This is a genomic window from Edaphosphingomonas fennica (genome assembly GCF_003034225.1).
Taxonomy (GTDB): Bacteria; Pseudomonadota; Alphaproteobacteria; order Sphingomonadales; family Sphingomonadaceae; genus Sphingomonas_E; species Sphingomonas_E fennica.
On sequence record NZ_PHHF01000086.1, the window covers coordinates 21,529 to 46,051 of the forward strand.

A 24,523-nucleotide genomic window follows, 5' to 3' on the forward strand; every position below is an offset into this window, starting at 1 on the left:
CCTGCCGCTACGGCACGGGCATGAGCGACTTCCAGAACATGATCGAAGGCTATCGCCGCTTCAAGGCCGGCGAATGGTCCCGCGAGCGCGCCCGCTGGGCGGAACTGGCCGAAGGGCAAAGCCCCAAGGTGCTGGTGATCGCCTGCTCCGACAGCCGCGTCGATCCGACTCGAATCTTCGATACCTCGCCGGGCGAGATGTTCGTCGTCCGCAATGTCGCCAATCTGGTGCCGCCCATGGAAACGGGCGGCGGCCATCATGGCGTGTCGGCGGCGCTGGAATTCGCCGTCACCCAGCTCGAGGTGTCGGAGATCGTGGTGATGGGCCACGGCGCCTGCGGCGGCTGCTCGGCATCGCTGAGCCAGAAATTCAAGGATATGCGCCCCGGCGAGGGCGGCTTCATCGCCGACTGGATCGATATGCTGCGCCCGGCGCGCGATGCGGTGGTGGCCGTGCACGGCACCGATGGACCGGCGGCGCACCGGGCGATGGAAGAGGCCGCCGTGAAGGTCAGCCTCGACAATCTGCGCACCTTCCCGTGCATCGTGGAACGCGAGCGCGAGGGGCGGCTGCGGCTGCACGGCGCCTATTTCGCTATTGCGGACGGCGTGCTGCATGTGATGGACCCCGGCAGCGGCGAGTTCCACCCGGCCTGACATCCGGCCGGGCTCACACCCGGAACGGGATCGGCGACCGCGACGTTCCTTCCTTTCGACAGGGGAAGGAGGAACGAGGATGCATTTGAGGATTCCCATCGCCGCCCTGCTGGCGTTCGCGGGCGGTGCCGCCGTCGCGCAGACCGCCCCTGCCCCGCAAACCGCCGTGGAAAGCGCCGCCGATGCGCAGGAGGTGCCGGTAACGCGCGGGCTCAATGCCCGGGAGGACAGCGAAGCGTCGGCCCAGCAGGCGGCTTCCGAGGCCGTCCAGGCGCAATATGAGGCGGACATGGCCGCCTATCGCACGTCGGTGCAGGCTCATGCGCAGGCCGTGGCCCAGGACGAGGCCCGCTTCGCCCAGCAGCAGCGCGCCTATGCCGATGCCATGGCGGCCTGGCGCGAGCAGAAGCGGGATTGCGATCGCGGCGTGCTGAAGGCCTGCAAGAAGCCGACGCCGAATCCCTCCGATTTCTATTGAGGATTTCTCGGTCCCGCCCGTCGAGGAGGGATGGCGCGGCCGTCCGTTCCGGCCCCTTTGGCCGAATCGTCCGAGCCGCGCCTGCCGTTCTTCAGCGCGTCAGCTTCTTGTAGGCGAGCCGGGTCGGACGATCGGCGGCGTCGCCCAGGCGGCGGCGTTTATCCTCCTCATAGGCTTCGAAATTGCCTTCGAACCATTCGACGTGGCTGTCGCCCTCGAACGCCAGGATATGGGTCGCCAGGCGATCGAGGAAGAAGCGGTCGTGGCTGATGACCACGGCGCAGCCGGCGAAATTCTCCAGTGCCTCTTCCAGCGCGCGCAGCGTCTCGACGTCGAGGTCGTTGGTCGGTTCGTCGAGCAGCAGCACGTTGCCGCCCTGCTTCAGCATCTTGGCCATGTGGACGCGGTTGCGCTCACCGCCCGAAAGCTGGCCGACCTTCTTTTGCTGGTCCGGCCCCTTGAAGTTGAAGGCGCCGACATAGGCGCGCGTCGACATCTCGAACTTGCCGACCGTCATCAGGTCATGCCCGCCGGACACTTCCTCCCAGACATTCTTGTTGGCGTCGAGCGCGTCGCGTGACTGGTCGACATAGCCGAGCTTCACGGTGGGGCCGACGTCGATCTCGCCCGAATCGGGCTTTTCCTGCCCGGTGATGAGGCGGAACAGGGTGGATTTGCCGGCGCCGTTGGGGCCGATCACGCCGACGATGCCGCCCGGCGGCAGCGTGAAGCTGAGATCCTCGAACAGCAGCTTGTCGCCATAGGCCTTGGTGAGGTTCTTCGCCTCGATCACCTTGCCGCCGAGGCGTTCCGGCGTCTGGATGACGATCTGGGCCTTGCCCGGCGCGCGGGCATTCTGCTTCTCGACGAGCTCGTCGAACGCGCGGATACGGGCCTTGGACTTGGACTGGCGCGCCTTGGGCGTCTGCCGGATCCACTCCAGCTCTTCCTTGATCGCCTTCTGGCGGCCGGCTTCCTCGCGCTCTTCCTGCTCCATCCGCTTGGCCTTGGCTTCCAGCCAGGCGGAATAATTGCCCTCGAACGGGAGGCCCCGGCCGCGATCGAGCTCCAGCACCCAGCCCACGACATTGTCGAGGAAGTAGCGATCGTGGGTGACGAGGATGACGTTGCCCGGATATTCGATCAGATGCTGTTCCAGCCACTGCACGCTTTCCGCGTCCAGGTGGTTGGTCGGTTCGTCGAGCAGCAGGATATCGGGCTTTTCGAGCAGCAGGCGGCAAAGCGCGATGCGGCGCTTCTCGCCACCGGAAAGGCTGTCCACCGCCCAGTCGCCCGGCGGGCAACGCAGCGCTTCCATCGCGATTTCGAGCTGGTTGTCGAGCGTCCAGCCGTCCACCGCGTCGATCTTCTCCTGCAACTCGCCCATCTCGGCGAGCAGGGCATCGAAATCGGCATCCTCGGGCGGATCGCCCATCAGGTTCGAGATTTCGTTGAACCGGTCGATCATGTCGGCGACGGGGCGCACGCCGTCCATGACGTTTTCCTTGACCGTCTTGGCCGGGTCGAGCTGCGGCTCCTGCGGCAGATAGCCGACGCGGATGCCTTCGGCCGCCCAGGCCTCGCCCGAGAAATCGGTGTCGATGCCGGCCATCACCTTCATCAGCGTCGATTTGCCGGCGCCGTTGACGCCGATGATCGCGATCTTCGTGCCGGGGAGGAACTGCAGGTGGATGTTATTGAAAATCGGCTTGTTCGCGCCGGGGAAGGTCTTGGTGAGACCCTTCATGACGTAGCTGTACTGCACGGCCATCGGCTGTGATCTCCGGAAAAAACGGTCGAGGCTGAAAAAATCCCGCCGCACCTAGCCCAGCGCCGGGCACTTGGCAAACCGGTGCGACAGCCCGGCGTCACCCTTGGGGCAATCCCTCGGCATGTCGGGATATTTTACAGGATATGGGAGGCGGGGTGGCCGGTATCAAGCCGCAGAGCCAGTGGCATGAGAGTTGCTTTCCGGTTGGCCGGTCCTTTGGGGACGCGAAGGCATGGCGCGGCTGCTTCACGCAGGATCGCAGCAAGGCCCGGTAGGGGCCTCGGCATCGGGGGGCGAGCCGAGGCCCCTATTGTTTTGCGGCGGATGTTCCGCCACTTGGGCAGGATCAGCATCTCCAGGGGAGCATCCACCTTCATGCGCCTGCCAGCAGCGATCCTTGCCGCAACCTTCCTTGCCACCCCAGCCCTTGCGCAGACCATGGATGTCGCGGCCCTCCGCGACGCCGCCCTCAAGGACGATATCGCCTGGTCGATCACCGAGGGCCTTACCACCGAGGTCGGCCAGCGGCTTGCCGGCACCGAGGCGGAAGCGCGCGCGCGGAATTGGGCGGTCGTCCGTCTCAACGCCCTGGGCTTCAGCAATCCGCGGATCGAGCCGTTCCAGATGCCGGTCTGGGTGCGCGGCGAGGAAAGCGCGGAGATCGTCTCCCCCTTCCCCCAGAAGCTGGTGCTGGCCGCGCTGGGCAATAGCGGCGCCACGCCCGCCGGCGGTATCACCGCCGAAATCGCGGCCTTCCCTACCCTCGCCGCGCTCGAAGCCGCGCCGGAGGCCCAGGTCCGCGGCAAGATCGTGTTCGTCGATCACGCCATGGGCGCGACGCAGGACGGATCGAGCTATGGCGCGTTCGGCGTCACCCGGCGCAAGGGCCCCTCGATCGCCAGCAGGAAGGGGGCGGCCGCGATCATCATCCGGTCGATCGGCACCGATTTCCACCGCAATCCGCATACCGGCGTCCAGAGCTGGACGGATGGCGTCAAGCCGATCCCGGCCGCCGCCCTCACGCTGCCCGATGCCGAACAGCTCAAGCGCATCCTTGCGCGCGGCAAGCCGGTGACGATGAAACTGGTGCTGACCCCGAAGAATATCGGCCCGCGCGAATCCGGCAATGTGATGGCCGAAGTGCCCGGCCGCGATCCCAAGGCCGGGATCGTGCTGGTCGGATGCCATCTCGATAGCTGGGATCTCGGCACCGGCGCCATCGACGACGCCTCCGGCTGCGGCATCGTGACCGCCGCCGCCAAGCGCGTGATGGATGCCGGCACGCCGCTGCGGACGATTCGGGTGGTATGGTTCGGCGCCGAGGAGGTCGGGCTGCTGGGCGGGACCGCCTATCGGAACGCGCATATCAATGAAAAGCATGCGGTTCTGGCCGAATCCGATTTCGGCGCCGATCGCATCTACCGCTTCCAGACCTACGTGAACCAGGCGGCCATGCCGGTGGTCGCCAGGCTGGCGCAGGCGCTGGAGCCGATCGGCGTGGCCAAGGGAAGCAACACGGCGCGCGGCGGATCGGATATCGCCCCGCTGGCGGCCACGGGCGTGCCCGTGATCTCGCTGAGCCAGGACGGCAGCCGCTATTTCGACCTGCACCACACGCCCGACGATACGCTCGACAAGATCGACCGAATCCAGCTTTCGCAGAACGTGGCGGCATGGACCGCGATGATCGCGACGGTGGCGAATGACCCCACGGAACTGGGGCCGGTGGCGCCCACCGAAGGAGAGTAAATCATCAAAATGACTTGTGCGATGCGGCGCAAGACGGCAGAAAACACGCGACCCTCGCTGAATTTGGCGTTGACGACGACGGGGGCGACGCTATGGGGGCCGCCGGGACGGCGTTCGGGCCGGCCTCTGATAAAGAACTATGGGAGCTGCTCGAATGAAGAAGCTTAGCTTTGTTCTCGCTGCCACCGGCCTGATTGCCCTGGCCGCGTGCAACAAGTCGCCGACTGAAACGGCGGTCGAGAATGTCGCGGATAACGCTGTCGAAGCCATCGAGGCGACCGCCGACAACGCGACCGCGGCGATCGAGAACACCAGCGACAACGCTGCGGCGGCTGTCGAGAACGCTGCCGACAACGCTTCGGCTGTTGTCGAGAACGCCACGAACGCGATGTAATTCGCGCCGCGCCCGGCTCGCCGGGCGTGTGGCAAGAGCGGGCGCCTCCTTCCGGGGGCGCCCGTTTTGCATTCGGCGCCCGGCCTCCGGCGCCATTGCCTCCCTCTCCCTTCAGCTGGCGGGCGATCCGCTTTCCCGGCGGGCTTGCGGCCGGATGAAGACGTGGGTGACTTCGGGATGCGCGGCGGCGGTTCGCGCCTCGATCTCCGCCACGGCGCGCTCGATCTCCCGCGTGGTGAGGTCGTCGTCGAAATCGAGGCTGATCGCGGCCGTCACCTGATCGGGCGCCATGTGCAGCGTCAGCACTTCATTGACCGCGCAGACGCCGGGCTGGGCCTTGGCCAGGGCGGCGATCGATCCGCTGAGCGCCGGGCTTGCCCGCTCGCCGATCAGCAGCCCCTTGCTCTCGCGCGCCAGGAGCAGCGCCACCACCGCCAGCACGCCGCCGATCAGGATGGATCCAACGCCGTCCAGCCGGGGATCGCCCGTCACCAGGGCGAGCGTGATGAAGATGGCGGCGATCACGATGCCGATCATCGCCGCGCTGTCCTCGAACAGGACCGCGAAGGTGGAAGGGTCCTTGCTGCGGCGGATCGCCGCCCACCAGCCGTCGCCGCCCTTGGTCCGGGAAAATTCGCGCATCGCGACCGTCCAGGACGACGCTTCGAAGACGAATGCGATCGCCAGCACGATATAGTTGATCACCGGGGAGGACATGGTTTCCGGCCGGCGGATGTGGATCAGCCCTTCATAGATCGATACCCCCGCGCCGCCCGCGAAGATCAGCAGCGCGACGATGAAGCTCCAGAAATAAAGCTCCCGCCCATAGCCGAAGGGGTGGATGATATCGGGCTCGCGCTTCGATTGCCTGATCCCGTAGAGCAGCAGCCACTGGTTGCCGGTATCGACCAGCGAGTGCACGCCTTCCGTCAACATGGAGGAGCTGCCGGTAAAGGTGGCGGCGATGAATTTGGCGATCGCGATGCCGAGATTGCCGGCAAGAGCCGCGTAGATGACCTTTTTGCCGCCGCTCGCCATCCGCCCACCCGATCGCTGCCTGCCGGTCCGTTCCCGGAAGGCCCAACCCTCGCGGCGGGCCGCATGTTCCCCGGCGGGTGGAACCCCGGCCCTATTGCCGACATTTTGATGTCGGATAGTATCGGCCCGATCGGCGCGGCGAGGAGCTTGGAATGAAGATCGCAGATATCGTCAGGCCTGTCGGCTATCCGATCCTTCTGGCCGCCCTGGCATCCGCCTGGCAGGCCGATGCGCGGCCGGCCCAGCAGGATGGCGGCAACGATGTGGAGGAAACCGCCAAGAAGGCCGGGCAGATCGCCACCCAGCCGGTGCGCGACGTGGGCGTGGACAAGAAGGATATTCCGCCCGCGCTCGCCGATGCGGTGCTGGCCCCTTATGCGATGGGCGGCCTCAAGACCTGCAAGCAGATATCCACCGCGATCGGCGCGCTTACCGAGCATCTCGGCCCCGATTTCAAGGGCGGCGAGCCCAAGCGCGAGAACAAGGCCGGCAAGCTGGCCGAAGCCGGCGGCAAGACGGTGGTGAACGCCTTCATCCCCTTCCGGGGCCTGGTGCGGGAGATATCGGGGGCGGCGCCGGCCGAGCGGCGCTATGCGGTCGCGGTCGATGCCGGGCTGGCGCGGCGCGGTTTCCTTCGCGGCCTCTATACGGCGCGCAACTGCAAGCCGGCCCTCCCCTGATCGCAGCAAGGTCGCGAAAAGGATGATGGATATTTCCGCCAGCTAAGGCGTTCGACTGCCGCACGACTCGGCTGTGATCCGCCGTCGTGATGGAAATGAAACGCTAGAAGCCATGGGTGCGAGGCACCGGTTCATTCATTTCGATCGAGAAGGGATGACATCATGAAGACGCTTCTGTTTGTCGCGACCTTGTCTCTATTCGGCGCCGGCGCGGCCTATGCGGCCCCGCAGACCACGGATGCCCCCCCGGCGGATGCCGCCGCCGCACCGGCCGCCACGGCGGACGCCAATGTGCCGCTATGTTCCCGAACCGTGCGGGACAAGTGCATGAACCCTTCGGAGGCCCGGCACCACAAGGCCACGCATGGCAAGGCGAAGAAAACGGCGGCCAAGAAGAAGTAAGGACGGAACTCGTGACCGGGGGGCCGTCGCCCATGGCGATGGCCCCCCGGTCATGTTCAGCGGTCGAGCGGATGGCCCTCGGGCCAAAATGCGCTTTCCCTTATGAGATTATCGGCCTTTCGTGGCCGATCCGGCAGCGCCGTGCGCGGCGGAGGCCGGGCATTTGACGAACTTGCCCCTGGCATCATGGCAGCTTTGCTTGGCCGCCGCCGCGGGCTTGGGGCAGGTTATGAACTTGCCGTGCGCATCCCGGCAGGAAGCCGCATCCGCGGCCGCGCCCGAAAGGCCGAGCACGAGGCCCGCCGCGAGAAGATGATATGCCTTCATCGGATACTCCCTCGGTTACATCCCCCCATCGCAGAGGATGCGCTCCGGTGCCGGACCGGCCGATGGCGCCGGAATGAAGCTTTGGTAATGCGTCGCGGCACGCCCGGTCAGGCGACCAAGGCGAGGCTGGCACGGCGCGCGGCGCTTCTCGAGCTGCCGCCGACAAGGGTCTGCAGGTCGATCAGGGCGCGGGCCAGCCCCACGCCATGGGCGCTCGCGATATAGCGCGGCTCCCAGCGCGGGGCGAACTTGTCCTTGTAGGATCGCAGCCCTTCGAACCCGTAGAAGGCATCGCCATGGCGGTAGAGGAAGGTGCCGGCGCGGGCCCACATCGGGGCCAGCCGCCGCGCCTCTATCCCGGCAAGGGGGGCAAGGCCCAGGCTGAACCAGCGATAACCCCGATCCCGCCCCCATTTCATCAGCTGGACGAACAGGAAATCCATCGTCCCGTAGGGCATCGTCGCCACATGCCGCATCAGATCAACGGAAAGCTCCTCCCGGTTGGATGTGGCCCAGATATTGGCGAAGGCGACGATGCGGCCGGCATGGCGGACGACGGCGCAATCGAAGCGGGCGAGATAGGCCGGATCGAAGCGGCCGACCGAGAAGGCTTTCTCCATATTCCCCTTCTCGGCAAGCCAGGCATCGGAAACCGCGCGCAGCTCCGCCATCGCGGCGGGCACTTCGGCCGCCGGGAGGATGGCGAATTCGGCGCCTTCCCGCGCGGCCCGGCGCTCGGCATGGCGCAGGCCCTTCATGTCGGGCCCGTCCAGCGCGAAATCCGGCAGGAACACGCGCGCCTCCTCGCCATATTTGACGAGCTGGAGGCCGAGATCGATGGCGAGCGGCACGCAATCCATCGATATCTGATAGAGCATGAGGCGCCCCTGCGCGGCGTCCGCCATCTCGCGGATCCGCCACACCAGCTCGGGCCATTCGCCTTGCGGGCCGACGGGATCGCCCATGACGATCCAGCTCTGCCCCTGCACCTGATACATCAGCAGCGCCTGTCCCGTGGCGGAAAACAGGAAGCGCTTGTCCCCGGTGAAGGCCAGCATCGCCTCGGTGCGGGCGCTGGCGGAAATGGCGAGCGCGGCATCGGCGCCGTCGGACCGCCGATCGGCCGGCGGATGGACATATTGGAAGAGCTGGAGCACCGCCGCCGCCGCCAGCACGACGGCGACGGCGAAGCTCGCCCGGAGGAAGCGCGAGGCATCCCCGTTCCAGGCGAACTGCCACCAGAGATCGCTCTGATAGGCGACATGCTTGTAGGAAAAGAATCCGATCCAGGTGGAAAGCCCGACCGCCAGCAGGATGGCGATGATCGCGCGGGGCGAGGCGATCGCGGTCGTGAGCGCGGTGCGCCGGTAGAAGGCCTTGCGCGATAGCTGGAGCAGCGCGGCGATCGCGAGGAGGATCACGGCCTCCTCATAATCCACCCCCTTCGCCAGGGAAAAGGCCGCCCCCGCCAGCAGCAGCGCGCGGCAAAGGTGGAAGGCGCCGTCCAGCTGGCGATAGAGGCCGGGCGCGATCAGCAGCAGGCCGGTGCCGGCAAGGCTGGCGGCGATATGCGAGGCTTCGACGAAGGGCAGCGGCAATAATGCCCGAAGCTCGTGAAGGCGGGCCGGAACCGCCGGCAGCGCTCCCGAGATCAGCAGCACCACGCCGCCGATGAAGGTTATCGCGGCGAGAAGCGAGGGCGCGATGCCGTGCAGGACGAACTGCACCGCGCCCATCGCGGCGGCGACGGGGCGGCCGATCTGGCGCCGTTCGTGGACGACCAGCAATGCGGCGGCGACCATCAGCGGCGCCAGATAATAGATGATCCGATACATGATGAGCGCCGCCAGCAGCGACGGCGGCGCGATTTCGGGCAACGCGGCGAGGATGACGGCTTCGAACACCCCTACCCCGCCCGGCACGTGGCTGAGCAGGCTGGCAATGATCGCCACCGTATAAGCGAGGAAGAAGAGCGGAAACTGGTGGAGGCCGGCGCCGGGGACCAGGACCAGCAGCGCCCCGCTCGCCGCCGCAAGATCGAGGGCGGCGATGGCGATCTGCGCGATCGCCTGGCCGGGGCTCGGATGGGGGAAGCTCCAGCGGAACAGGCGGACGGACCGGCTTTCGCCGCGCAGCTTCCAGATCAGCACCAGCNGGCCACCTATCGGCCATCAAAATTGACGCCGACCGGACTCCGTAATCGTCGCGCTACAACCAGCCCCGCGGCGATGATCGTCGCGCCGGCGCAGCGCTGCGCGAAGGGGGACAAGGTGAATATCCCCAGGTCGAGCGCCATCGGATGCGCGACCAGCGCCACCGCCGCCATCGCCACCACGCCCATCCAGAAGGTGATGCTGGCGGTTGCGATGACGCGGACGATCTCGCCCGCGTCCAATCCCGCGCTGCGATAGACCCGGTATCGCGCCGATCCGCCGGTGAGCAGCGCGAAGCCGAAATTGTGGCTGAGCGTATAGCTGGCGAGCGAGGCGAGCGCGGCGGTGCGATAGGGAAGCGGCCGGCCGATGATCCTGAGCGCCAGCACGTCATAGAGCGTCAGCATGAAATAGCTGGCCGCCGTCAGCAGGACGGAGGCCGCGATCTGCCCGGCCCCGAGCGCGCGGAAGGCGACGATCACCTGATGGGGGCGGACCTCGGCCAGCAATCCGTGCAACGCCGCCAGCCCGGCCGCCGCGAGCAGGACGATGGCCGCGATCTTCAGGGCCAGCCCGTATCGCTGGGCGAACCGGCGGGCTGTGGCGAGCATCCGGTTCAGGCCCGCTGCCAGATCTGCGACTTGCACATGAAGCCGCCGAGGATGCAGCCGCTTATCCGCAGGCGATCGTGACCGCGCAGATCGATGGTGGAATAGAAAGTGCGCCCCATATCGGGCACATAGACCTCGCCCTGCCAGCGCCCCGCATCGGTGGCGTGGTAATTGCGCAGCAGCTCGGTGCCGATCAGCCGCGTGACCCCGCTGGACTGCGCATCGGCCATGGCCTCGGCATTCACCCAGCTTATCCAGCCGCACAGCCTGCCGCCGCAATCGCCGGTAACGACCTTCACGCTGCCATGCGGGTTGATCCAGGTGCCGGCGATGTCGCCAATTCCGGATGCGGCATGCGCGCCGGTCGAAAGCGGCGCCAGGGCGGCGGCGATCGCCAGCCCGGCCCGCAGCCAGGCCCGGCGGATCACGAAACCGCTCCCGCACGGGGCGCCCGTGCCGTTGCCATGATTTCCCGCCAGAGGGCCGCGTGGAGCGCGTCGACGTCGCGATGGAGCGGATGCCCGCCCGGCAGGACCAGCCTGCGCATGTTCGGCTGGTCGAGATGCGGGCAAAGGCTGTCTTCCTCCTCCCGGCCCTGGATGCAGACGGCCGGAACCCAATCGAGCGCACGGGCCGTCGGCAATGCGGGCGCATCGGGCGGCGTCCAGTTGAACAGCTCGGACGGGGAAGCGCGGAAGATCAGGCTGTCGGTGGGCACGACCAGCCCCACCATGGCGACCTTCGCGCGCAGCGCGGGCGGCATGTCGACCAGCCCGACGTGCAGCATGTCCGCGCCGAAGGACTGGCCGATCAGGATCAGCCGATCGGCATGGCCGAACGCCAAAGCGCGTCCGGCGGCCGCGTCCAGCAGCGCGGCGACCTCCACCGGCGAACGTTCGTGGCGGAAATAGGTGAGCGAGCTGACCCCCAGCACCGGAATGCCATCCGCGGCAAGGCGCTTCGCAATGCGAGGCCCCATGCCGATGCGGAAGCCCATGTCGCCGGACAGGATCACCGCCACCGTTCCCCGAAGCTCGGGGGGCGACGGCTTTTCCGCCGGCAGCTCGAAAAAGACGGGACCGCCGAAATAGCCGATATAGCCCAGCCATATGGCGAAGGCCGCCAGCGCCGCGAGCAGCGCGCCCACCGCGATTCCTGCCTTCCTTCCACGCATGCGGGCCTCCATGCTCGTCCCATCGCCCGCCGATGCTAGGGAAGCCGCCCTGCCCGCGAGGTGGCCCCACCATGACAATGCGTCCATGCGGGAAACCGGCATCGGTCAGCCGGCGGCCTTCATCTCGACCCGCCCGCTCCGTTCCAGCTTGCCCCAGCCGATCCATGGGCCGCGCAGCGCATTGGCCACCGCCCGGATCACCACCGAATACATGAGCTGCCGGTAGACGAAGCGCTGCGCCACCAGCAGCAGCGCCGGATAGCGGCTTTCGCGGCGTTCCAGCCGATAGGCGATCCACCCGCACGCCACGTCGATCGCGACGAAGACGATCCAGTAGATCGCCATGCGCAGCACGTCGCTCTGCGTCTGCGCCCAGCCATGCTGGTGGATGCGGATCGCGGTGGAAACCAGGCTGGCCAGGAGGGCGAGGTCGATCAGCGGGGAGATGATCGCGAAGCCGATCTGGAATATCCACGCCTGCGGAATGCCGACGAAGGCAAGCCCCGCGGGCCGGCGATCGCGCATCACCGCCCGATGCTTCCACAGGCATTGCAAGGTCCCGAAAGCCCAGCGGAAGCGCTGCTTCACCAATGCCGCGAAGCTTTCCGGCGCTTCCGTCCAGGCCACGGCATCGGCGTCATAACCGACGCGCCAGCCATGCCGCTGGATGGCGATGGTGAGATCCTGGTCCTCGGCCAGCGTATCGACGGGGTAGCCGCCGACATCCTCCAGCGCCGCCCTGCGCCACGCGCCGACGGCGCCGGGCACGACCATGATCGCATCGAAGCGCGCCAGCGCCCGGCGTTCCAGATTCTGCGCCGTCACATATTCCACCGCCTGCCAGCGGGTGACGAGGTTGATGCGGTTGCCGACCTTGGCATTGCCGGCGACGGCGCCGATGGCGGGATCGCGGAACCAGCGGGCCAGCAGCGCGATCGTATCCGGTTCGAACTGGGTATCGGCGTCGAGCGCGATGATGATCTCGCCGCACGCCAGTTGCAGCCCGCGGTTGAGCGCGCGCGCCTTGCCGCCATTGCCGAGCGTGAGCAGCCGGACGCGGGGCTCATCGGCGAAGGCCGCCCGCACCACCGCGCTCGTTCCGTCGGACGAGCCGTCGTCGATCACGATCACCTCGACCTGCACGTCGCGGCTGGCGAGCACGCGGCGGATCGAATTTTCGATCACGCGGGCCTCGTTGAAGGCCGGGATCAGCACCGATACGAAGCGCGCGGGATCGATGGCGGGCGCAACCGGCCGCTTGCGGCGGCGATTGCCGTCGACGGCCAGGACGGCGAGCAGCACGGCCCGCGCCATGCCGAGCGCGATCGCCAGGAAGAACAGCCATTTCAGCGCGTAGTTGAAGCCCGCGAGGAACAGGAACAGGCCGACATCCATCCGCACCGACAGCAGATCGCTGCCCGTGACCGGGGGCATCACCTGATCGGGGGTGAGGCCGGCCAGACGGGATACCGGGACGAAGCTGTAACCCTGTGCCTGCAGGGCATCGATGATCCGCGGCAGGGCCGCCACCGTCTGCGATCGATCGCCGCCGCCGTCGTGCAGCAGCACGATCTGCCCCGAGCGTTCGGCATTGCCGCGCTGCACCTGCGCGAGCGTCGACCGGACGATCCAGTCGACGCCGGGGCGCTTCCAGTCGTCGGGATCGACGTGCAGCCCGACATTGGTATAGCCGGCCTGCTGGGCGGCGAAGGCGGGAATGAGCTCGTCCGCCGTGGTGGGCTCGGCGTCGCCGAAATAAGGGGCGCGGAACAGCCGGATCGATCGGCCGGTATAGGCTTCGACCACGCGCTGCGTGGCGTTCAGCTCCAGCCGGGTGCCGCGCGCGGATTCCTGGGCAAGGTTGGGATGCGTGAAGGTGTGGCTGCCGACTTCGCTGCCCTGGTCGATGATCCGCTTCACCAGCAGCGGATGATCCATCGCATTCTCGCCGATCAGGAAGAAGGTGGCGGGAACATGCTCCCGGCGGAGGATGTCGAGGATCTTGGGCGTCCATTCCGCGTCGGGACCGTCATCGAAGCTGAGCGCGACGAGGCCGGGCCGATAGCCGGTGCGGCGGACGACATAGGGCGTGGGCAGCGCCTGATAATGTTCGTCGACGATCAGGCCGCGCGCGTCGGGCACCATCGCCCGGCGGCCGGCCACCGGCACATGCTCGATCCGCAGGATCTCCCCATTGCCTTCGACATCGACATTGCCGACGGTGTGGAGCGCGCGCATGTCCGGGACGGTGGCGCCGTGGAAGCCGCCGAGCGCCTGCCAGAAGCCGGGGTCCTCGGTGCCGAGCCGCCAGAGCGCCACGCCGGCCACCGCCTTGGCGCGGGCGGCGCGAAGCTGGTTCCAGGCGCTGGCGGCGTCCAGCAGCCACACATTATGGGGAACGCCGTTTTCCTCGTAGCTGAAGGTGGCGTTGCCGCTCTGCCGGTCGAACTGGATCGGCGCCTCGCTGTCATGCGCGGTGAGCCACGCCTCCTCCACCGATCGGGGTTCGGCCCGGCCCGGCGCCGTCCAGTCATAGGCATAGCTGCCCACCGCGACGATCGCCTTGCCGGCGGGAACGATGGCGAGCGCCTCGTCCAGCTGCCGCACGAACCAGCGCTGGCTGGCGATCGGCCCGGCCTCGCCTTCCGGCGAATGTTCGTCATAGGCCATCAGCACCAGCCGGTCGGCGGCGGCGGCATAGGCCTTGAGCTGCCAATCGGCATTGCCCACCGGCACCGCCACGGCCAGCAGCCGCCCCTCGGCCGCGAGCCTGGCGCGCGCTTCCTTCAGAAAGGCGAGATAGTCGTGCTGGGCGCTGGCGGGCAGGTCCTCGAAATCGAGCATCAGGCCGTCCGCCTTGCGGGCCTGCAGCGCGCCGTCGATCTGCTCCAGCAGCGCACGGCGGAGCGCGGGCCTGGCGAGCAGCGCGGCGGTGCCGGCGCCGTCCCAGCGGCCGTCCACGGCATTCTGCACCATCGGCAATATCTTCAGCCGATGGGGTGTCGCGGCGATCAGCGTATCCAGGCGCGGGTCGGGCGTGATCTGGAGACGATGGGCGGGGCCGACCACGCTCATCGTGCCGGGAACCAGCCAGTCGAGCTGGCCGATATGGGCACGCAGCGAGGCCCGGCTGGCATCGTCCCAGGGCACGTAGAAGCCGACGGCGATCGGATCGGCCCGCACCGGCAGCGCCTTGCGCGGCAACCAGGAGCCGACGTCATGACGCAGGGTGGCGATGCCGCGCGCGGCGCTGTGGCGAAGATGGTTGACCTGCTGGCGCAGCGGACGGGGCAGCGGGTGCTCCATGGCCAGCGCCAGCGGCTCGGGCACGGGAACGGCCACCACCGTCATGGCGAAGGCGATGGAGGCGAGAACGATCGTGAGGATCAGCGCCAGGAAGGCGCGCTTGGTCCACCGGTCGCGGCGGCCGCTGGCATCGTAGAAGACGGGCTTTTCCAACGCTGATCCCCGAAACCTCTCCCCACCAGGAAGCGGACGGCGCCCGGTCACAGGGGGAAAGACCGGACGCCGCCAATTTCGCGATGACGGGAGGGGGAATCCCGATCGACCCGCTCGTTCTAGGCGCGGCGGGGTGGGAGCAAGATGTGCGCCGGATTAAATCGCGGTAAGATGGGCCGTGCGGCGGCGGCGGATCGGCGCGGGCCTTTCAGTCGCCGATATCGGGGATGGTGTGGGCGTCGCCGATCACGGCCGCGCCGTCCAGCGATCGGAGCGGCGACTGGGTCATGGCCAGCACCTCGCGGCTGTTGGAAACCACCCCGCTCAAGGACGAGGCGACCAGGATGGCGGCCGCTTCGGCCATCATCTCGACGCCTTCGATCCAGTCCGGGTTGTGCGGCGCCGTCATCCGCGCGAGCTGGAGCGCATTTTCGGACGCGCAGATCTTGTAGGGCTTCACCGCGTTCACATGGATGCCGGTGCCGTGCAGCTCGGCCGCGAGGCCGAGCGTGACGCGATCGAGCGCCGCCTTCGATGCACCATAGGTGACGAGGCCGTGGATGAACTTGGTCGACCCGATATAGGGAATGCGGGGCTGGTGCGCGGTTTCCGAGGTGATGTTGAGGATGCGCCCCCACCCCTTTTCCCGCATCGCCGGCAGTGCCGCCTGGATGAGATCGAGGGGGGCGTGGAAGTTGAGCTCGAACGTGCGCAGCCGCGCCGGCAGGTCGATCTTGCCGGGCGGCGCGTAGGCGGCGATGCCGGCGGCGTTGTTGACGAGAATGTCGACCGCGCCCAGCGCCTCGGCCGCACGGGCGACCAGGGTGGAGCGCGCGTCCTCATCGGTAAGGTCGACCTGGATGGCATGGGCGCGCCGGCCTGCGGCCGCGACCAGCCGGCAGGTTTCGGCGAGGCCATCCGGATCGCGGCCCGATGCGGTGACGACGATGTCCGCGCCGAGCGAGGCGAGCCGGCGGGCGATGGCGCGGCCGATGCCCTGCGTCGCGCCGGTGACGAGGGCGACGCGGCCGTCGAGGCGGTCCATATGCGCGCTCATGCCCCGGCCCCCAATTCCAGGTCGGGCAGGCTGTGCGCATCGCCGATCACGGACATGCCGTCCGGCCCATGCAGCGGGGATTGCAGCAGAAACAATATCTCCCGGCTGGGCAGCACGAGACCGGTGATCGGCCCCTGGATCAGCAGCAGGGCGGCCTCCGCCATCATATCTGTGCTCTCCCCCCAGTCGGGATGGGCACGCAGCGCGGCCAGCGCGACTTCGGAATTGGCTTCGGTAACGCAGACACTGGCCGGATAGGTCGCGTTCATCGTGACGCCCGTGCCGTGCAGTTCCGCCGCGAGGCCCACGGTGAAACGTTCGAGCGCGAGCTTTGACGCGCCGTAGACGGCGATGCCGTGCGTATGCTGCGCAGGGCCGGGATAGGGAATGGCCGGCGGCCGGGTGGACGCGCTGGATATGTTGACGACACGTCCCCAGCCCTGCGCCTTCATGTGCGGCAGCGCCTGCTGGATCAGGTCCATCGGGCCATGGACGTTGATGTCGAACATCCGCCGCCGATAGGCAAGGTCCATCCTGCTGGCCGGCGCATAATTATTGGCGGCGGCGTTGTTGACCAGGATATCGATCGGCCCGAACGGTGCGGCGGCGCGGCTTACGGCATCCGCGCGGTCTGCCGCATCGGCCAGGTCGAAGGCGATCGCATCGGCCTTGCCGCCGCCGGCGCGGAGCAGGGCGACGGTTTCGCCCACCCCATCCTCATCGAGGCGCTCGGCCGCGATGAGGACCGCGGCGCCGGCGGCGGACAGCCGGCGGGCTATCGCCCGGCCGATCCCGCGCCGTCCCCCCGTGACCAGCGCAACCCGCCCGGAAAGCAATCCAGCCATATCCCCTCCCCGAAGGATGCCGGCTGCCCGCCGATCATGTGGCGCGAGCATGATGAATCACATTCACCATGGCAACGCCGGGAGGTTGGGGACATTTCCGTGAAAACGCCCTAGTTCGCGAAAAGCGACCCGTTCTTCAATCGTGATGGCGGGCCAGGCGATCCATGGCCGCGCGCTCGATCTCCCGCAGCTCGACGATCGTCTCGTCCAGCGCCACGCGCTGCTTTTCCAGGTCGGCCAGACGCTCGCGCACCCGCTCGGCCAGCCGCCGCATCTGTTCGGCATGTTCGGGATCGACATCGTAGAGATCGAGGAACTCCTTGATCTCCCGGATGGAAAAGCCGAGCCGCTTGCCCCGCAGGATCAGCTGCATCCGCCCCACTTCCCGGCGGGTATAGATGCGCATGGTGCCCACGCGCTGCGGCGCGATCAGCCCCTTATCCTCATAAAAGCGCAAGGTGCGCTGGGTGACGCCCAGTTCGGCCGCCACCGCCTGTATGCCGCACAGACCGGTATCGGCCCGATCCGGGACGGTTACGCCGTTTTTCATCCATCCTCCCCCAACGGCAGGCCCCTTAGCGATTGCACAGGGCATTCGCCACCCGCCATCGGCGATCCGTCATGAAACGGATCGCCGCGCCTTTTCCTCCTCCACGAGTTCCTTTTTCGAAAGCTTGCCGATCAGCGTCTTCGGCAAGGCATCGCGTATCTCAATATATTTGGGCATTTCGATCTTGCTGATCCGATCGGCGAGGAATGTCCGGATTTCCTCCTCCGTCGCCGTCATGTCCTCGCGCAGGGCGACGAACAGCTTGGGCGATTGGCCGCGATATTTATCGAAGACGCCGATCGCGACCGCTTCCTTGATCGCGGGATGGTGATAGGCCGCATCCTCGATCACGCGCGGATAGACGTTATAGCCGCCGGCGAGGATCACGTCCTTGATGCGATCGACCAGGAAGAGATAGCCGTCCTCGTCGAGATAGCCGATGTCGCCGGTGCGCAGCGCCCCGTCCGCGAAGCAGGCCTCGGTCTCGTCGGGCCGCTGCCAATAGCCCTTCATCACCTGCGGACCGCGGGCGCAGACCTCGCCCCGTTCGCCGAGCGGCATGAGGCGCGAGGGCTCGGCCGGATCGCGGATCTCCAGCACCGTGCCAGGGAAGCGCGGGCCGCAGCTATTGTCCTTCACCAGCCCTTCGATCGGGTTGCAGGCGATGATCGGCGAGGCTTCGGACAGGCCATAGCCTTCAACCACGCGCACGCCGGTGCGCTTTTCGAAGGCTTCCCGCACATCGAGCGGCAGCGGCGCCCCGCCCGAGATGCAGGCGCGGATCGCCGACATGTCCGGCAGCTTGCCGTCTGGAACGCCGTTCATGGCGACATAGATGGTCGGCACGCCGAAGAACTGGGTGGGCCTGGTGCGCTTCATCGTGGCGAGCACCTGGTCCATCTCGAACCGGGGCAGCAGAATCATCTCGGCCGCGATCTCGACCGAGAAGTTGAGCACGGTGGTGAGCGCGAAGACGTGGAACATCGGCAGCACGCCCAGCGTGCGTTCCTGCACCGCCCGCACGCCGCCGACATGGGCCAGCATCTGCGCGCTGTTGGCGGTGAGGTTGGCGTGGGTGAGCATCGCCCCCTTGGGCACGCCGGTGGTGCCGCCGGTATATTGCAGCACGGCGACGTCATCGGGGCTCTGCGCCACGGGATCGGGCGCGGCATCGCGCACGACGAGGGCGCGGAAGCCGACATGGCGGCCGTCCGCCGGGATGACGGCATGGTCGCGCCGCTTGAACAGCCGGAAACCCCAGGACTGGAGCGGCGGCAGGATATCCGCCATCGGGCAGACGATGATCTTTTCCAGCCCCGTGCCCTCGGCGACGGCGGCGACCTTTTCGTGCACCACCTTCACGTCCGGCACGGCCATCATCCGCGTGCCGGAATCGCGGATCTGGTGATCCAGCTCGCGCTCCACATAGAGCGGGTTGAAGTTGACGACGATCGCGCCGACGCGCAGCGCCGCGAAATAGAGGATGACGTAATAAGGCGTATTGGGCAGGCAGAGGCCGAAGCGGTCGCCCGGCTTCAGCCCGAGATCCTGCAATCCCCGCGCGGCGCGACTGACCAGCGCGCCGATCTCGTCATAGCGCCAGGTGCGCCCGAGGAAGTCGATCGCGCGCCGTTCGGGCCAGGCCGCCACGGCATCGTCGAGCAACTGGGTAAGGAGCCGGGGACGGATGACAGGCCCCACGCCTGCATCCGCCCCCGCGCCCGGGCGGCTCTCAACGGTTGCCGCCCCGGTCATCAGAAGGTCAACCGGCCGCCGATCGACAGCACGATCGCGCGGGCGTTGTTGATCTCGCCATCCACGAGGATCGGGGTCTGCACCGGGCTGCCGGCATAGGCGGCCGTGGTGCGATCGATCTTCGCATCCTTGAAGTGGATGTAGTTGGCCGCGGCATCGAGCGTGAAGGCCTGCGTCACCGCATAAGAGGTGCCCAGCGCGAAGTTCCAGCGGTTGCTGTCCGGCACGCGGGCGTCGCGCTCGCCATTGCGGGTCGGCGTCTGGTCATGCTGGATGCCGCCGCGGATCGTCCACTTCGGCGAGAGATCGTAATCCACGCCGCCGGCGAAGCTCCAGGTATCGCGATAATGTTCGGGGATCGCGACGTTCACGGGATCGCCGAGCCGGATGGCGTCGAACTTGCCCCAGCCGAAGCGCGAGACCTGGCCGTTCAGCGTCAGCGCCTCCGTCACCTTCACCCGCGTGCCGAAGTTGAGCTGCCAGGGGGTGCGGAAGGTGGCGTGGGTGGCGATCGTGCCGTTCTGGCCGGCAAGCGGGCCGAGCAGGCCGCTGGTGATCATCTCGCCCGACAGCTTGTGCTTCACGCTGGACTTGTAGCTGACGCCGAAGGTCGCCGGGCCGTAGGCATATTGCGCGCCCAGCGTCCAGCCGAGATCCCAGCCGTCGCCCTTCAGGTTCTGGTGGCCATCGGGCAGCGCGGCCGAAAGGTTCGGCAGGTAATTGCCCAGGTTGGCCTTGGCATATTCGATGTTGAGGCCGGCGCCAAGGCTGAGGCCCGGCAGCGGCATCACCGCGATCGAGGGCTGGATGTCGTAGGTGCGCAGCCGCGTCTTGTCCGCGGTGTAGCGCGCCCAGCTCGTCTCGTCATAATTGGTGGTGAAGCTGTAGGGCGAGGCGATCGTCAGGCCCACGGCGATTTCCGGGGTGATGCCATAGGCGATGGCGCCCGTCGGCAGATAGCCCTTGTTGATCGGATCTTCCGACCGCTGATCGCCGCCCACCGGCGCCGGCGCCTGGCCGGGGCGCACGATCGCGGTGCCGACATTGTCGAGATCGCCCTTCGGCAGGATCGCGCTGAACCCGATATGCGCGCTGCCGCCCTGGAGGCCGCCGATCGAGGCGGGGTTCCACCACAGCGAGGCCGCGCCCTGATCGGCGACTTCGCCCGAGAAGGCACGGCCAGCGCCCTTCACCGACTGTTCCTGCAGATAGAAGCCGCCCGCCTGAGCGCTTCCCGGGGCGATGACCGCCAAGGCAGCAAGGGAGGAAAGCAGAGCTGCCTTAGACACAGCCTTCATCATCAAATCTCCTGGTAATCTTAGCTGGAATGAATGCCGAGCCTCGGCTCAGCGGATGCGCGTCCAGGTCTGTGTCTTGCACAGCGGCCAGACGATGCAGCCTTTCAGGCGGAGCTGATCCGCCCCCACGGGCGTGACCGTGGCCTTGTAGGTGCCGCCATCCTCGGCATTGTAGATGGTGCCGCCTTCCCAGGCGCCGCCACCCCATTTGAACCCCTGCAGGATCTGCGCGCCCAGCAGGCGACGGCCGCGGAGCGACGCATCCTTGTTGTTCGCATCGAGCAGGGCGGGATTGGCTTTGAGGCCATCGGAATCGGCCAGCCGGCCGCAGATGGATTGGCCGCAGCGGGTGATCTCCACCACGCCATGTCGAACTTCGGTCTGCCATCGTCCGACGACGACATCGGGCTGGACATTGGCCGTGGCCGCCAGCGCCACAAGGGTAAACAGCATTATCGGCACCTCTCACCGGAACGTTTTGCCCGTTTCACGGGTCTCACTTGCTCAACGCCGTCTGGCCCCGGCGGTTCGAGAATCGTCTTCTGCAACAAAATTTGATTGACGTATAGGGAAATCTACGCACCCTTAGGAGAGAAATTTCCGCATATGTTGCGACTACGGAGAGACTCGATTCATGCGTAACGTGGTTATCGCGGGCTACGCCCGTTCGCCCTTCCACCTCGCAGGCAAGGGCGCGCTGGCGCGTGTCCGCCCCGACGATCTGGCCGCCGACGTGGTGCGCGGCCTGATCGAGCGGACCGGCGTCGCGCCGCAGGATATCGAGGACATCGTCCTCGGCTGCGCCTTCCCCGAGGGCGAGCAGGGCCTGAACGTGGCGCGCCTGATCGGCCTGCTCGCCGATCTGCCGCTTTCGGTGGGGGGCATGACCGTCAACCGCTTCTGCGGATCCTCGATGAGCTCCGTCCACATCGCCGCCGGCCAGATCCAGCTCGGCGCGGGCGAGGTGTTCATCTGCGCCGGCGTCGAATCGATGAGCCGCGTGCCGATGCAGGGCTTCAACCCCCTGCCCAACCCCGCCCTCGCCGCCCGCAGCGCCGCCTATATGGGCATGGGCGACACGGCCGAGAACGTCGCCGGCAAGTACCAGATCACCCGCGCCGAGCAGGAAGCCTTCGCGGTCTCCAGCCAGCAGAAGGCCGCCGCCGCCCAGTCGGCCGGCAAGCTGGAAGCCGAGATCGTGCCGATCGTGACCAAGGCCGGCACCGTCGACAAGGACGGCACGCTGCGCCCCGATACCTCGGCCGAGGGCCTTGCCGCGCTGAAGCCCGCCTTCGACCAGAACGGCACCGTCACCGCCGGCACCTCCTCCCCGCTCACCGACGGCGCCAGCGCCGTGCTGGTGGCGAGCGAGGAATATGCCCGCGCGCACAACCTGCCGATCCTCGCCCGCATCCGTTCGGTCGCGGTGTCGGGCTGCGCGCCGGAGATCATGGGCATCGGCCCGGTCGAGGCGAGCCGCAAGGCGCTGGCCCGCGGCGGCGTCGAGGCCGGCCAGCTCGACGTGGTCGAGCTGAACGAGGCTTTCGCCAGCCAGGCGCTGGCCTGCATCCGCGATCTCGGCCTCGACAAGGACAAGGTGAACATCGACGGCGGCGCGATCGCCATCGGCCACCCGCTGGGCGCGACCGGCGCGCGCATCGTCGGCAAGGCGGCATCGCTGCTGAAGCGCGAGGGCGGCAAGTTCGCGCTCGCCACCCAGTGCATCGGCGGCGGCCAGGGCATCGCCACCCTGCTGGAGGCCGCGGAATGAGCGAAGCGACGATTCGCAAGGTCTGCGTGATCGGCGCCGGCACCATGGGCGCCGGCATCGCCGCCCAGGTCGCCAATGCCGGCGTGCCGGTGCTGCTGCTCGACATCGTTCGCGATCCCGCCAACCGCAACGCGGTGGCCGAAGGCGCGGTGGCGAAGATGCTGAAGACCGATCCCGCCCCCTTCATGTCGAAGGCGGCGGCAAAGCTGGTCGAAACCGGCAATATCGAGGATCACCTCGCCAGGGTGGCCGAGTGCGACTGGATCGTGGAAGCGATCATCGAACGGCTGGACCTGAAGCAGCAGCTTTACGCGAAGCTGGAAGAAGTGCGCACGCCCGGCACGGCGGTGTCCTCCAACACCTCCACCATCCCGCTCGACCATCTGGTCGAAGGGCGATCGGACGCGTTCAAGCGCGACTTCCTGATCACCCACTTCTTCAACCCGCCGCGCTACATGCGCCTGCTGGAAATCGTGGCCGGCCCGGCGAGCGACGCCGCGCTGGTGGACCGCATCGCCGACTTCGCCGATCGGCGGATGGGCAAGACGATCGTGCGCGCCAAGGACACGCCGGGCTTCATCGCCAACCGCGTCGGCACCTTCTGGATCCAGGTGGGCCTGAACGCCGCCTTCGACCTGGGCATGACCGTGGAGGAAGCGGACGCGATCGCCGGCAAGCCGATGGGCGTGCCCAAGACCGGCATCTTCGGCCTGGTCGATCTGGTCGGCATCGATCTGATGCCGCACCTGCAGAAGAGCCTGACCTCCACCCTGCCGGCCGACGACCGTTACCAGCAGATCGCCCGTTCCTTCCCGCTGATCGAGACGATGATCGCGGACGGCTATACCGGCCGCAAGGGCAAGGGCGGTTTCTACCGCATCAACCGCGCGGAGAATAAGCGCAAGGAAGCGATCGACCTTGCGACCGGCGAATATCGCCCGCAGGCGAAGGCGCCCGAGCTGCGCGGCCCCGCCGCCAGGGGCGATCTGGCCGCCCTGATCGCCACGCCGGGCAAGGCGGGCGAATATGCCTGGGCGATCCTGGGCGAGACGCTGGCCTATGCCGCGAGCCTGGTGCCCGAGGCTGCCGACGACATCGTTGCCGTCGATGTGGCGATGAAGCTGGGCTACAACTGGAAATACGGCCCGTTCGAGCTGATCGACCGGATCGGCGCGGCGAAGCTTGCCGAGCGGCTGGCCGCCGAGGGCCGGCCCGTGCCCGCGATCCTGACCTTGGCCGGCGACCGCAGCTTCTACCGCGTGGAAGGCGGCCGGCGCCAGTATCTGGGGCTGGACGGCGCCTATCATGACGTGCCGCAGGCCGAAGGCGTGCTGCTGCTGGAGGATGTGAAGCGCAATTCCGAACCGGTGCTGCGCAATGCCTCCGCCGCCTTGTGGGATATTGGCGATGGCGTGGCCTGCCTGGAATTCACCAGCAAGATGAACGCGCTGGACGGCGAGATCATGAAGCTGATCGGCCAGGCGGTGCTGCTGGTGCAGCAACGCTTCAAGGCGCTGGTCGTCTATAACGAAGGCAGCAATTTTTCGGCCGGCGCCAATCTGGGCCTCGCCATGTTCGCGGTGAACATCGCGGCCTGGGGCGAGATCGAGAAGCTCGTCGCCGGTGGGCAGCTTGCCTATAAGACGTTGAAATACGCCCCCTTCCCCGTGGTGAGCGCGCCGGCCGGCATGGCGCTGGGCGGCGGTTGCGAGATCCTGCTCCACAGCGATGCGGTGCAGGCCCATGCCGAAAGCTATATCGGCCTGGTCGAATGCGGCGTCGGCCTCATCCCCGGCTGGGGCGGCTGCGGCGAGATGCTGCACCGCTGGCAGAGCAACCCCAAGTTCCCGAAGGGGCCGATGCCGGCGGCGGCCAAGGTGTTCGAGATCGTATCGACCGCCACCGTTTCCAAATCGGCGGCCGAGGCCAGGGAATATGGCTTCCTGCGGGCCGAGGACGGCATCACCATGAACCGCGATCGCCTGCTGGCCGATGCCAAGGCCAAGGCGCTTTCGCTGGTCGATGGCTATCGCGCGCCGGAACAGCCGACCTTCCGCCTGCCGGGTGCCGCGGGCCGGGCGGGGATGAAGCTGGCGGTGGAAAGCTTCCACAAGCGGGGCATGGCCACCGATTACGACATGGTGGTTTCCGACACGCTGGCAGAGGTGCTTACCGGCGGCGACGCCGATCTGGTCGATACCGTTACCGAAGGCGACCTGCTGGCGCTGGAGCGCAAGGCCTTCATGGCCCGCGTCCGCGACAAGCGCACGCAGGCCCGCGTCGATCACATGCTTTCGACCGGAAAGCCGCTGCGTAACTGATGGATGCCTGCCGGGGCGGAGGCCGAAGCCGGCC

General features: G+C 67.5%; 22 protein-coding genes. 8 read left to right on the forward strand and 14 right to left on the reverse strand.

All coding sequences use genetic code 11. The features are described from left to right. The first annotated feature begins 20 nt into the window (after nt 1–20). Complete coding sequence (locus CV103_RS21720; RefSeq protein ID WP_015456969.1) at nt 21–656, forward strand: carbonic anhydrase; 636 nt, start codon at nt 21–23, stop codon at nt 654–656. Between the two features lie 79 nt (nt 657–735). Continuing rightward, complete coding sequence (locus tag CV103_RS21725; RefSeq protein WP_107396211.1) at nt 736–1,134, forward strand: hypothetical protein; 399 nt, start codon at nt 736–738, stop codon at nt 1,132–1,134. A 91-nt stretch (nt 1,135–1,225) separates the two neighbouring features. Here the strand turns inward: CV103_RS21725 and ettA are convergent, their stop codons facing one another. Next, nucleotides 1,226–2,905, reverse strand: a complete 1,680-nt coding sequence (ettA, locus tag CV103_RS21730) for an energy-dependent translational throttle protein EttA (protein ID WP_015456967.1) — start codon at nt 2,903–2,905, stop codon at nt 1,226–1,228. 375 nt (nt 2,906–3,280) lie between these two features. Between ettA and CV103_RS21735 the strand changes: the two genes are divergently transcribed. Both CV103_RS21735 and CV103_RS21740 read left to right on the forward strand, forming a co-directional pair. Further along, nucleotides 3,281–4,654, forward strand: a complete 1,374-nt coding sequence (locus CV103_RS21735; protein WP_015456966.1) for a M28 family peptidase — start codon at nt 3,281–3,283, stop codon at nt 4,652–4,654. A gap of 154 nt (nt 4,655–4,808) precedes the next feature. Continuing rightward, nucleotides 4,809–5,048: a hypothetical protein gene (locus tag CV103_RS21740; protein ID WP_015456965.1), complete on the forward strand. Its 240-nt coding sequence runs from the start codon at nt 4,809–4,811 to the stop codon at nt 5,046–5,048. A 111-nt stretch (nt 5,049–5,159) separates the two neighbouring features. Here CV103_RS21740 and CV103_RS21745 read toward each other — a convergent pair whose 3' ends face one another. Beyond that, nucleotides 5,160–6,086: a cation diffusion facilitator family transporter gene (locus tag CV103_RS21745; RefSeq protein WP_070933945.1), complete on the reverse strand. Its 927-nt coding sequence runs from the start codon at nt 6,084–6,086 to the stop codon at nt 5,160–5,162. Between the two features lie 152 nt (nt 6,087–6,238). Here CV103_RS21745 and CV103_RS21750 point away from each other — a divergent pair, with 152 nt between their 5' ends. Together CV103_RS21750 and CV103_RS21755 are read left to right on the forward strand one after the other, a co-directional pair. Further along, complete coding sequence (locus CV103_RS21750; RefSeq protein ID WP_015456963.1) at nt 6,239–6,766, forward strand: hypothetical protein; 528 nt, start codon at nt 6,239–6,241, stop codon at nt 6,764–6,766. A 162-nt stretch (nt 6,767–6,928) separates the two neighbouring features. Next, complete coding sequence (locus tag CV103_RS21755) at nt 6,929–7,168, forward strand: hypothetical protein (protein ID WP_107396212.1); 240 nt, start codon at nt 6,929–6,931, stop codon at nt 7,166–7,168. 108 nt (nt 7,169–7,276) lie between these two features. On the opposite strand, the gene CV103_RS21760 is transcribed toward CV103_RS21755, so the two are convergent. The 12 genes from CV103_RS21760 to CV103_RS21810 all read right to left on the reverse strand — a co-directional run bounded on the left by CV103_RS21760 (nt 7,277) and on the right by CV103_RS21810 (nt 20,850). Then, nucleotides 7,277–7,495 carry a hypothetical protein gene (locus tag CV103_RS21760; protein ID WP_107396213.1) on the reverse strand — a complete coding sequence of 73 codons (219 nt, stop codon included), beginning with the start codon at nt 7,493–7,495 and terminating at the stop codon, nt 7,277–7,279. Nucleotides 7,496–7,602: 107 nt separating this feature from the next. Then, nucleotides 7,603–9,645, reverse strand: coding sequence for a bifunctional lysylphosphatidylglycerol flippase/synthetase MprF (gene mprF, locus CV103_RS21765; protein WP_245897010.1), 2,043 nt, complete (start codon nt 9,643–9,645; stop codon nt 7,603–7,605). Nucleotides 9,646–9,656: 11 nt separating this feature from the next. Next, entirely contained in the window at nt 9,657–10,295 is a 639-nt protein-coding gene (locus CV103_RS23015) for a lysylphosphatidylglycerol synthase transmembrane domain-containing protein (protein ID WP_245897011.1), read from the reverse strand. Next, nucleotides 10,265–10,687, reverse strand: a complete 423-nt coding sequence (locus CV103_RS21770) for a DUF2147 domain-containing protein (RefSeq protein ID WP_107396214.1) — start codon at nt 10,685–10,687, stop codon at nt 10,265–10,267. The genes CV103_RS23015 and CV103_RS21770 overlap by 31 nt, the downstream gene beginning before the upstream one ends. Next, nucleotides 10,684–11,433, reverse strand: a complete 750-nt coding sequence (locus tag CV103_RS21775; protein ID WP_107396228.1) for an AcvB/VirJ family lysyl-phosphatidylglycerol hydrolase — start codon at nt 11,431–11,433, stop codon at nt 10,684–10,686. Before CV103_RS21775 ends, CV103_RS21770 begins: the two co-directional genes overlap by 4 nt. Nucleotides 11,434–11,538: 105 nt before the next feature. Next, a complete protein-coding gene (locus CV103_RS21780; protein ID WP_107396215.1) occupies nt 11,539–14,892 on the reverse strand; it encodes a glycosyltransferase in 3,354 nt (1,117 codons plus the stop codon). Nucleotides 14,893–15,100: 208 nt separating this feature from the next. Further along, entirely contained in the window at nt 15,101–15,949 is an 849-nt protein-coding gene (locus tag CV103_RS21785) for an SDR family NAD(P)-dependent oxidoreductase (RefSeq protein ID WP_107396216.1), read from the reverse strand. Then, a complete protein-coding gene (locus CV103_RS21790) occupies nt 15,946–16,794 on the reverse strand; it encodes an SDR family NAD(P)-dependent oxidoreductase (protein WP_107396217.1) in 849 nt (282 codons plus the stop codon). Before CV103_RS21790 ends, CV103_RS21785 begins: the two co-directional genes overlap by 4 nt. Before the next feature lie 136 nt (nt 16,795–16,930). After that, on the reverse strand, nt 16,931–17,344 hold the full coding sequence (locus tag CV103_RS21795) for a MerR family transcriptional regulator (protein WP_015456954.1): 414 nt from the start codon (nt 17,342–17,344) through the stop codon (nt 16,931–16,933). Nucleotides 17,345–17,413: 69 nt separating this feature from the next. Then, nucleotides 17,414–19,099: a long-chain-fatty-acid--CoA ligase gene (locus CV103_RS21800; protein ID WP_425443930.1), complete on the reverse strand. Its 1,686-nt coding sequence runs from the start codon at nt 19,097–19,099 to the stop codon at nt 17,414–17,416. Beyond that, nucleotides 19,099–20,397: an OmpP1/FadL family transporter gene (locus CV103_RS21805; protein WP_015456952.1), complete on the reverse strand. Its 1,299-nt coding sequence runs from the start codon at nt 20,395–20,397 to the stop codon at nt 19,099–19,101. Before CV103_RS21805 ends, CV103_RS21800 begins: the two co-directional genes overlap by 1 nt. A gap of 48 nt (nt 20,398–20,445) precedes the next feature. Then, the gene (locus CV103_RS21810) at nt 20,446–20,850 is read right to left on the reverse strand and encodes a DUF2147 domain-containing protein (protein ID WP_015456951.1); all 405 of its coding nucleotides are present in this window, start codon (nt 20,848–20,850) and stop codon (nt 20,446–20,448) included. Nucleotides 20,851–21,031: 181 nt separating this feature from the next. On the opposite strand from CV103_RS21810, the gene CV103_RS21815 reads away from it, so the two are divergent. Further along, nucleotides 21,032–22,168 carry a thiolase family protein gene (locus CV103_RS21815; RefSeq protein WP_015456950.1) on the forward strand — a complete coding sequence of 379 codons (1,137 nt, stop codon included), beginning with the start codon at nt 21,032–21,034 and terminating at the stop codon, nt 22,166–22,168. Continuing rightward, on the forward strand, nt 22,165–24,489 hold the full coding sequence (locus CV103_RS21820; RefSeq protein WP_107396220.1) for a 3-hydroxyacyl-CoA dehydrogenase/enoyl-CoA hydratase family protein: 2,325 nt from the start codon (nt 22,165–22,167) through the stop codon (nt 24,487–24,489). The genes CV103_RS21815 and CV103_RS21820 overlap by 4 nt, the downstream gene beginning before the upstream one ends. The last annotated feature ends 34 nt before the right edge of the window (nt 24,490–24,523 follow it).

Bases quoted from the DNA above. Each gene is read 5' to 3' on its own strand.
- CV103_RS21720 (WP_015456969.1), top strand. From the start codon at position 21: ATGAGCGACTTCCAGAACATGATCGAAGGCTATCGCCGCTTCAAGGCC.
- CV103_RS21745 (WP_070933945.1), bottom strand. From the start codon at position 6,086: ATGGCGAGCGGCGGCAAAAAGGTCATCTACGCGGCTCTTGCCGGCAAT.
- CV103_RS21805 (WP_015456952.1), bottom strand. From the start codon at position 20,397: ATGAAGGCTGTGTCTAAGGCAGCTCTGCTTTCCTCCCTTGCTGCCTTG.
- CV103_RS21785 (WP_107396216.1), bottom strand. From the start codon at position 15,949: ATGAGCGCGCATATGGACCGCCTCGACGGCCGCGTCGCCCTCGTCACC.
- CV103_RS21790 (WP_107396217.1), bottom strand. From the start codon at position 16,794: ATGGCTGGATTGCTTTCCGGGCGGGTTGCGCTGGTCACGGGGGGACGG.
- CV103_RS21800 (WP_425443930.1), bottom strand. From the start codon at position 19,099: ATGACCGGGGCGGCAACCGTTGAGAGCCGCCCGGGCGCGGGGGCGGAT.
- CV103_RS21740 (WP_015456965.1), top strand. From the start codon at position 4,809: ATGAAGAAGCTTAGCTTTGTTCTCGCTGCCACCGGCCTGATTGCCCTG.
- CV103_RS21810 (WP_015456951.1), bottom strand. From the start codon at position 20,850: ATGCTGTTTACCCTTGTGGCGCTGGCGGCCACGGCCAATGTCCAGCCC.
- ettA (WP_015456967.1), bottom strand. From the start codon at position 2,905: ATGGCCGTGCAGTACAGCTACGTCATGAAGGGTCTCACCAAGACCTTC.
- CV103_RS21795 (WP_015456954.1), bottom strand. From the start codon at position 17,344: ATGAAAAACGGCGTAACCGTCCCGGATCGGGCCGATACCGGTCTGTGC.
- CV103_RS21755 (WP_107396212.1), top strand. From the start codon at position 6,929: ATGAAGACGCTTCTGTTTGTCGCGACCTTGTCTCTATTCGGCGCCGGC.
- CV103_RS21735 (WP_015456966.1), top strand. From the start codon at position 3,281: ATGCGCCTGCCAGCAGCGATCCTTGCCGCAACCTTCCTTGCCACCCCA.
- CV103_RS21750 (WP_015456963.1), top strand. From the start codon at position 6,239: ATGAAGATCGCAGATATCGTCAGGCCTGTCGGCTATCCGATCCTTCTG.
- CV103_RS21725 (WP_107396211.1), top strand. From the start codon at position 736: ATGCATTTGAGGATTCCCATCGCCGCCCTGCTGGCGTTCGCGGGCGGT.
- CV103_RS21775 (WP_107396228.1), bottom strand. From the start codon at position 11,433: ATGCGTGGAAGGAAGGCAGGAATCGCGGTGGGCGCGCTGCTCGCGGCG.
- CV103_RS21760 (WP_107396213.1), bottom strand. From the start codon at position 7,495: ATGAAGGCATATCATCTTCTCGCGGCGGGCCTCGTGCTCGGCCTTTCG.
- CV103_RS21820 (WP_107396220.1), top strand. From the start codon at position 22,165: ATGAGCGAAGCGACGATTCGCAAGGTCTGCGTGATCGGCGCCGGCACC.
- CV103_RS21815 (WP_015456950.1), top strand. From the start codon at position 21,032: ATGCGTAACGTGGTTATCGCGGGCTACGCCCGTTCGCCCTTCCACCTC.